General features: G+C 60.4%; 5 protein-coding genes. 2 read left to right on the top strand and 3 right to left on the bottom strand.

Annotated features, from left to right (window positions below; all coding sequences use genetic code 11):
- Positions 1-166: 166 nt before the first annotated feature.
- The 3 genes from cysN to PMI21_RS03675 form a co-directional block, all read right to left on the bottom strand.
- Complete coding sequence (cysN, locus tag PMI21_RS03665; RefSeq protein ID WP_007941269.1) at positions 167-2,065, bottom strand: sulfate adenylyltransferase subunit CysN; 1,899 nt, start codon at positions 2,063-2,065, stop codon at positions 167-169.
- Between the two features lie 9 nt (positions 2,066-2,074).
- The gene (gene cysD, locus PMI21_RS03670; protein ID WP_007941268.1) at positions 2,075-2,992 is read right to left on the bottom strand and encodes a sulfate adenylyltransferase subunit CysD; all 918 of its coding nucleotides are present in this window, start codon (positions 2,990-2,992) and stop codon (positions 2,075-2,077) included.
- Between the two features lie 146 nt (positions 2,993-3,138).
- Positions 3,139-3,897, bottom strand: a complete 759-nt coding sequence (locus PMI21_RS03675; protein WP_007941267.1) for a Nif3-like dinuclear metal center hexameric protein — start codon at positions 3,895-3,897, stop codon at positions 3,139-3,141.
- Between the two features lie 102 nt (positions 3,898-3,999).
- On the opposite strand from PMI21_RS03675, the gene algW reads away from it, so the two are divergent.
- Together algW and PMI21_RS03685 are read left to right on the top strand one after the other, a co-directional pair.
- The gene (algW, locus tag PMI21_RS03680; RefSeq protein WP_007941266.1) at positions 4,000-5,157 is read left to right on the top strand and encodes a Do family serine endopeptidase AlgW; all 1,158 of its coding nucleotides are present in this window, start codon (positions 4,000-4,002) and stop codon (positions 5,155-5,157) included.
- A gap of 136 nt (positions 5,158-5,293) precedes the next feature.
- Entirely contained in the window at positions 5,294-7,399 is a 2,106-nt protein-coding gene (locus PMI21_RS03685; protein WP_007941265.1) for a TonB-dependent siderophore receptor, read from the top strand.
- Positions 7,400-7,406: the final 7 nt, after the last annotated feature.

Raw genomic sequence — 7,406 nt, 5'->3', positions numbered from 1 at the left:
CGCTCTGCGTGGGAATGCATCCTGTGACGCTCTGCGTCACGCTTGCGAAGGGACGCGGAGCGTCCCGGGCGGCATTCCCACGCAGAGCGTGGGAACGATCATCACCAGACACAAAAAAGCCCGCAGACGATAACTCATCTGCGGGCTTTTTGTTTTCAGCTAACGCTTAGATCGCGCCACGCTTGCGCAGCAGATCCAGCACTTGCTTGACGCTTTCTTCCAGCGACAGCGACTGGGTGTCGATCACAAGATCGGCATTCAGCGGCACGTCGTACGGGAAGGATTCGCCCGGGATGTTGTCGCCACCCGCCGCGTACAGGCCTTGCGGATCACGCTCGGCGCAGACTGTTGGCGAGGCCTGGACGTAGACCGTCAGCAGACGCTCCTTGCCGATCAGCTCTTTGGCCTGCTCACGACCTTCGGCACTCGGGGCAACAAACGCCGCCAGTGTCAGCAAGCCGGCTTCGTTGAACTGACGCGCAACGTGCGCCGCACGACGCCAGTTTTCGGTACGCCCGGCACGATCATTCGGCAGGCCTTTGTTCAGGTCATGACGCAGGTTCTGGCCATCGAGCACAAACACCGCGCGGCCCATGTCGAACAGCTTGCGTTCAACCGCATACGCCAGGGTGCTTTTGCCAGCGCCCGACAGGCCGCTGAACAATACGGTGGCCGGTTGCTGACCGAAGCGCTGGGAGCGTTCTTCGGTGGCTACATGGGCCAGTTTGCCGTGGTGGGAGCTGCTGCCATGTGCCAGCGGCTGAGCGATGATCATGCCCGCCGCGACCGTGCCGTTGGTCAAACGGTCGATGACGATGAACGAACCAGTGGTGCGGTTGCTGTCGTAACCGTCCAGCGCGATGGCCGCGTCGAGGCTGATCTTGACCCGACCGATCTCGTTCAGCTGCAACGAACTGGCAGGGCCTTCGGCCAAGGTGTTCACGTCCACGCGATTGACGATGCTGGTGATCGAGCCCGGCACGTAAGTCGTGGCGCGCTTGATGTCGTACTTCTTGCCCGGCAGCATCGGCTCTTCGGCCATCCACACCAGCATGGCGTCGAAGGCGTCGGTCACTTGCGGCTGGTTGTCGGCATGCACCAGCAAATCGCCGCGGGAGATGTCGATCTCGTCTTCCATGGTCAGCGTCACCGCTTGACCAGGACCTGCGTGCTCCAGCTCACCTTCGAAGGTGACAATGGATTTCACGCGGCTGCTCTTGCCCGACGGCAACACAACGACTTCATCACCCTTGTGTACGATGCCGCTGGCCAGGGTGCCGGCGAAACCACGGAAGTTCAGGTTCGGACGGTTGACGTACTGCACCGGGAAACGCAGGTCGGTGTAGTTGCGGTCGCTGGCGATTTCGACGGTTTCGAGGATTTCCATCAGCGACTGGCCGGTGTACCACGGCGAGCGCTCGGACTTGTTCACCACGTTGTCGCCCTTGAGCGCGGACATTGGCACGAACGCCATGGTGCTCGGCTTGAACGCGATGCCTTCGGCGAACTTCAGGTAATCGGCCTTGATCGACTCAAATACGCTTTCGTCGAAGCCGTTGAGGTCCATCTTGTTGATGGCGACAACGATGTGCTTGATGCCCAGCAACGAGGCGATAAAGCTGTGGCGACGGGTCTGGGTCTGCACGCCGTAACGGGCGTCGACCAGGATGATCGCCAGGTCACAGGTGGACGCACCGGTGGCCATGTTGCGGGTGTACTGCTCATGGCCGGGGGTATCGGCGATGATGAATTTGCGCTTGGCGGTAGAGAAATAGCGGTAGGCGACATCGATGGTGATGCCCTGCTCACGCTCGGCCTGCAAGCCGTCGACCAGCAACGCCAGGTCGATGTCTTCGCCGGTGGTGCCGACTTTTTTCGAGTCGCGGGTAATGGCTTCCAGGTGATCTTCGTAGATCATTTTGGAGTCGTGCAGCAGGCGCCCGATCAGGGTGCTCTTGCCGTCGTCGACGTTGCCACAAGTCAGAAAGCGCAGCATTTCCTTGCGTTCATGCTGGCCCAGGTAGGCGAGGATGTCCTCGCTGATCAAATCAGATGCGTGCGACATGACAACCCCTTAGAAATAACCCTGACGTTTCTTTTCTTCCATGGAACCGGCGCCATCGTGATCGATGACTCGGCCTTGGCGTTCGGAAGTTCGCGTCAGGAGCATTTCCTGAATGATGTCGGTCAGGCTGGTAGCCTCGGACTCGACAGCACCGGTCAACGGGTAGTCGCCCAGTGTACGGAAACGGACCTTTTTCTTGACGATGCGCGCCTTGTCTTCGTCGCTCAAGTGATTGAGCAGGCGCTCGTCGTCGATCATGATCCAGGTGCCGTTCATCTCGATGACATCACGTTCGGCAGCGAAATACAGCGGCACGATCGGGATGCCTTCCAGGTAGATGTACTGCCAGATGTCCAGCTCGGTCCAGTTCGACAACGGGAATACGCGGATCGATTCGCCCTTGTTGACCTTGCCGTTGTAGACGTTCCACAGCTCCGGGCGCTGGTTTTTCGGGTCCCAGCGGTGCTTGCTGTCACGGAAAGAGTACACGCGCTCTTTGGCACGGGACTTTTCTTCGTCGCGACGGGCGCCACCGAATGCAGCGTCGAAGCCGTACTTGTCGAGGGCCTGCTTGAGGCCTTCGGTCTTCATGATGTCGGTGTGCTTGGCACTGCCGTGGGTCAGCGGGTTGATACCCTGCGCTACGCCCTCGGGGTTGACGTGTACCAGCAGGTCCAGGCCGAGCTCTTCGACCATGCGGTCGCGGAACGCGTACATTTCCTTGAACTTCCACTGGGTGTCGACGTGCATCACCGGAAACGGAAGTTTGCCCGGGAAGAATGCCTTGCGCGCAAGGTGCAGCATCACGGCGGAGTCTTTACCGACGGAGTACAGCATCACCGGGTTATCGAACTCGGCGGCGACCTCGCGGATGATGTGGATGCTTTCGGCCTCCAGCTGTTTCAGATGCGTCAGTTTGTCGACCATGGCTACTCACGAAAACGATCTTATGGACGGCCTGCGGGCCGTGTTCGAGCGGGGAATCCTAGCACAGCGCCCTCTTCTAATCAGGACGGCGGCTAGATCGAAAGGGTATATGAATATACCCCCTCGTTTGGGCTCCAGCCCTGAAATCAAATCGGGTTCGGGCAATCGATGAAGATGTGCTCGAGGGCGAAACGTCGCGCCAGGTAATCGCCCAAAGCCTGCACACCGTAACGCTCGGTGGCATGGTGGCCGGCGGCGATGAAACTGATGTCGTTTTCCCGGGCGCTGTGGAACGTCTGCTCGGAGGCTTCGCCGCTGAGGTACAGATCGACGCCGGCCAACACCGCCTGGTCAATGTAACCTTGGCCGCCACCGGTGCACCAGCCGACCCGACGAATCATCTCGCTGCCTTCGATCAGCAACGGCTCGCGCCCCATGACTTCCTGCACGCGGCGGGCGAAATCGCGGGGAGTCATCGGTTCGCTCAACGAGCCGACCAGGCCGACGATTTTCAGATTGTCCGGATCCAGCGGACCTTCGACGGTGATGTCCAGTTGCCGGGCGAGCTGCACGTTGTTGCCGACTTCCGGGTGCAGGTCCAGCGGCAGGTGATAGGACAGCAGGCTGATGTCGTGCTTGAGCAGGGTTTTCAACCGGCGCTGCTTCATGCCGGTGATGCATGGGTTCTCGCCTTTCCAGAAATAGCCGTGATGCACCAGCACCAGATCGGCCTGGGCCTCCACCGCAGCGTCCAGCAGCGCTTGACTGGCGGTGACACCGCTGACGATACGCATCACTTGCGGCCGGCCTTCGACCTGCAAGCCGTTGGGGCAGTAATCGGCGATCTTCGAACTTGCCAGGTAACGGTCGGCTTCTTCGACCAGGGTGCTCAGGGCGACGGCCATAAAAGACTCCTAAATATCCCGTTCAGAGGCGCGCGCGGCCTCGTATAATGCGCGACATTATGGGCGGTCTCATACCGCCTGCAACCTCTCAGGACGTGCTTAATGCTCAAGGCGCTGCGTTTTTCCGGCTGGCCGCTGTTGGCCGGCGTGCTTGTCGCTCTACTGATTATTCAGCGTTACCCGCAGTGGGTCGGGCTGCCAAGCCTCGACGTCAATCTGCAGCAAGCCCCGCAAACCCTTGGTGCGCAACAGGGCCCGGTGTCCTATGCCGATGCGGTGACCACGGCCGCGCCGTCGGTGGTCAACCTGTACACCACCAAAGTGGTCAACAAACCCAGTCATCCGCTGTTCGAAGATCCGCAGTTCCGCCGCTTCTTCGGCGACAACTCGCCCAAGCAGAAGCGCATGGAGTCGAGCCTCGGTTCGGGCGTGATCATGAGCCCGGAAGGTTACCTGCTGACCAACAACCACGTGACCAGCGGTGCCGACCAGATCGTGGTGGCGCTCAAGGATGGTCGTGAAACCCTGGCCCGAGTCATCGGCAGCGACCCGGAAACCGACCTCGCGGTATTGAAGATCGACCTGAAAAACCTGCCTTCGATCACCGTCGGCCGTTCCGACAACCTGCGCATCGGTGACGTGGCCCTGGCCATCGGCAACCCGTTCGGTGTCGGCCAGACCGTGACCATGGGCATCATCAGTGCTACCGGGCGTAATCAGTTGGGCCTGAACAACTACGAAGACTTCATCCAGACCGACGCCGCGATCAACCCCGGCAACTCCGGCGGTGCGCTGGTGGACGCCAACGGCAACCTGACCGGCATCAACACGGCGATCTTCTCCAAGTCCGGTGGCTCGCAAGGCATCGGCTTCGCGATCCCGGTCAAACTGGCGATGGAAGTGATGAAGTCGATTATCGAACACGGCCAGGTGATTCGCGGCTGGCTCGGCATCGAAGTGCAACCGTTGAGCCAGGAACTGGCGGAATCGTTTGGCCTGTCGGGACGCCCGGGAATTGTGGTCGCGGGGATTTTCCGTGACGGCCCGGCTCAAAAGGCCGGCCTGCAACTGGGCGACGTGATCCTCAGCATCGATGGTGAACCGGCTGGCGATGGTCGCAAGTCAATGAACCAGGTGGCGCGCATCAAGCCGACCGACAAGGTCACGATTCAGGTGATGCGCAACGGCAAAGAACTCAAGCTCACCGCAGAAATCGGTCTGCGTCCGCCGCCGGCACCGGTCCAGGAGAAAGAAGAGTAGGAGCTGCCGAAGGTTCGGGCCGCGTTCGGACGATCTTTTACGCCCTCGAAAGCTCCACCACTCCAAAGTCGTTAACGGCAGACATTCTCATTAGGCATGTTATATTGTTTCAATATCAATATTGGAACAACATAACATGTCGTCTCGAACAATGGCTTCCCTCGCAGGCCTGGCTCTCGGTCTGCTGGGAGATCCGGTCTTCGCCGAAGAACCCCAAACCGTTGAACTGGACGCCATCAGCGTCACCTCCGACTACGAATCCCCCACCGGCCCGGTCAAGGGCTATCGCGCGACGCGTTCTTCCAGCGCGACCAAAACCGACACCGCCCTTCGCGACATCCCGCAATCGATCAGCGTGATTCCTGTCAGTGTGCTCAAGGACTTGGGCAGCACCAACGTCGAGCGCGCCCTGGATTTTGCCGGCGGTGTGTCGAAGCAGAACAACTTTGGCGGCCTGACGCTTTACGAATATAGCGTGCGCGGCTTCACCACCTCGGAGTTCTACAAGGACGGTTTCAGCGCCAACCGCGGCTATCCGAGCACGCCGGACGTGGCCAACATCGAACGCATCGAAGTGCTCAAAGGCCCGGCTGCCAGCCTCTATGGGCGCGGCGATCCGGGCGGCACAGTGAACATCGTCACCAAGAAACCCCAACCCGAAGCCTTCACCACCCTGCAGACCAGCGCCGGCAGTTGGGATCGTTATCGCACCGCGGTGGACGTCAACACGCCGCTGGATGATGCCGGCAACGTTCTGTCCCGGGTGAACCTGGCCGTCGAAGACAACCACAGCTTTCGCGATCACGTCGACAGCCGGCGCGTGTTCGTTGCGCCTTCGTTCAGCTGGCAGCTGAACCCGGACACCAGCCTGTTGGTGGAGAGCGAGTTCGTCCGCCACAGCTCGACATTCGATCGCGGCATCGTCGCGCCGAACAATAAGTGGAGCGGCGTCTCACGCTCGACCTTCCTAGGCGAACCCAACGACGGCAACATCGACAACCACAACAACCTGCTGCAAGCCGCCCTCGAACATCAGCTCAACGATCGCTGGAAACTGCGCCTGGCCAGCCATTACAAGGAAGGCAAGCTCTGGGGCTTCGCCTCCGAAAGTCGTCCATTGAACGCCGACGGCCACACCGTCAACCGCCGCTACCGCGAGCGCGATACCAACTGGCACGACAGCATCACCCAACTCGAACTGCACGGCCTGTTCGACATCGGCAGTTGGCAACACGAACTGCTGATCGGCAGCGAGTACGAAAATTTCCGCAAGAACGAACGGGTCACGACCATTGCCGGCGGCCCCTACGCCATCGATATCTATCGGCCGATCTACGGCCAGCCGAAACCCGATGGCGCGCGCTCCGGGACCGACTTCTTCGAGCATGTCGAAAGCCAGGCGTTGAACCTTCAGGACCAGATCGTCTTCACCGACAAACTGCGCGGCATGCTCGGTGCGCGCTTCGAACATTTCGAACAACGCATCGACGATCACAGCCGCAGCACGACCAGCCGCCAGCGCCACGACGCGCTGACTCAACGAGCAGGCCTGCTCTACCAACTGACGCCCGAAGTGGGACTGTTCGCCAACGCCTCCACCTCGTTCAAACCGAACAATGGCCTGGACGCTGCCGGTAAGTCCTTCGACCCGGAAGAGGGTGTCGGCTACGAAGTCGGGATCAAGAGCGAACTGTTTGACGATCGCTTGAGCAGCACCCTCGCTGCCTTTCATATCGACAAGGAAAACGTCCTGGCCCTCGACCCGAGCACCGACTCCAGCCGCGCCATGGGCAAGGCACGCAGCCAGGGTGTCGACCTGCAAGTCACCGGGCAAGTGACCGACGCCGTGCGAGTGATCGGTGCCTTTGCTTACATCGATGCCGAAGTCACCCAAGGCGACAAGGTGATTCCCACCGGCAGCCGAATTCTCGGCGTGGCCAGACGCAGCGGCAGTTTGCTGGGGGTTTATGAATTTCAGGATGGCCATCTGCGTGGCTCGGACCTCGGTGCCGCGTTCACCTATGTCGGCGATCGCTCGGGTGAAGCCGGCAGCGATTTCGAACTGCCGGCCTACCACACCGTCGACCTGCTGGCCCATTACAAGGCCAGCGAAAACGTCACCGTGGGCCTGAACCTGAACAACCTTTTCGACGAGAAATACTTCGAGCGCTCCTACAGCAACTACTGGGTCAATCCCGGCGAGCCGCGCAATTTCACCGTCAGCCTGACACTCAACCTGTAAAAGGACG

Source organism: Pseudomonas sp. GM18 (assembly GCF_000282195.1).
Classification (GTDB): domain Bacteria; phylum Pseudomonadota; class Gammaproteobacteria; order Pseudomonadales; family Pseudomonadaceae; genus Aquipseudomonas.
Note: the sequence above shows the minus strand (reverse complement) of the source record. Positions and strands in the feature narration are given on the sequence as shown.

Excerpts from the sequence above, each read along its gene's own strand:
- cysN (WP_007941269.1), bottom strand. The coding sequence starts at position 2,065 with ATGTCGCACGCATCTGATTTGATCAGCGAGGACATCCTCGCCTACCTG.
- cysD (WP_007941268.1), bottom strand. The coding sequence starts at position 2,992 with ATGGTCGACAAACTGACGCATCTGAAACAGCTGGAGGCCGAAAGCATC.
- PMI21_RS03675 (WP_007941267.1), bottom strand. The coding sequence starts at position 3,897 with ATGGCCGTCGCCCTGAGCACCCTGGTCGAAGAAGCCGACCGTTACCTG.
- algW (WP_007941266.1), top strand. The coding sequence starts at position 4,000 with ATGCTCAAGGCGCTGCGTTTTTCCGGCTGGCCGCTGTTGGCCGGCGTG.
- PMI21_RS03685 (WP_007941265.1), top strand. The coding sequence starts at position 5,294 with ATGTCGTCTCGAACAATGGCTTCCCTCGCAGGCCTGGCTCTCGGTCTG.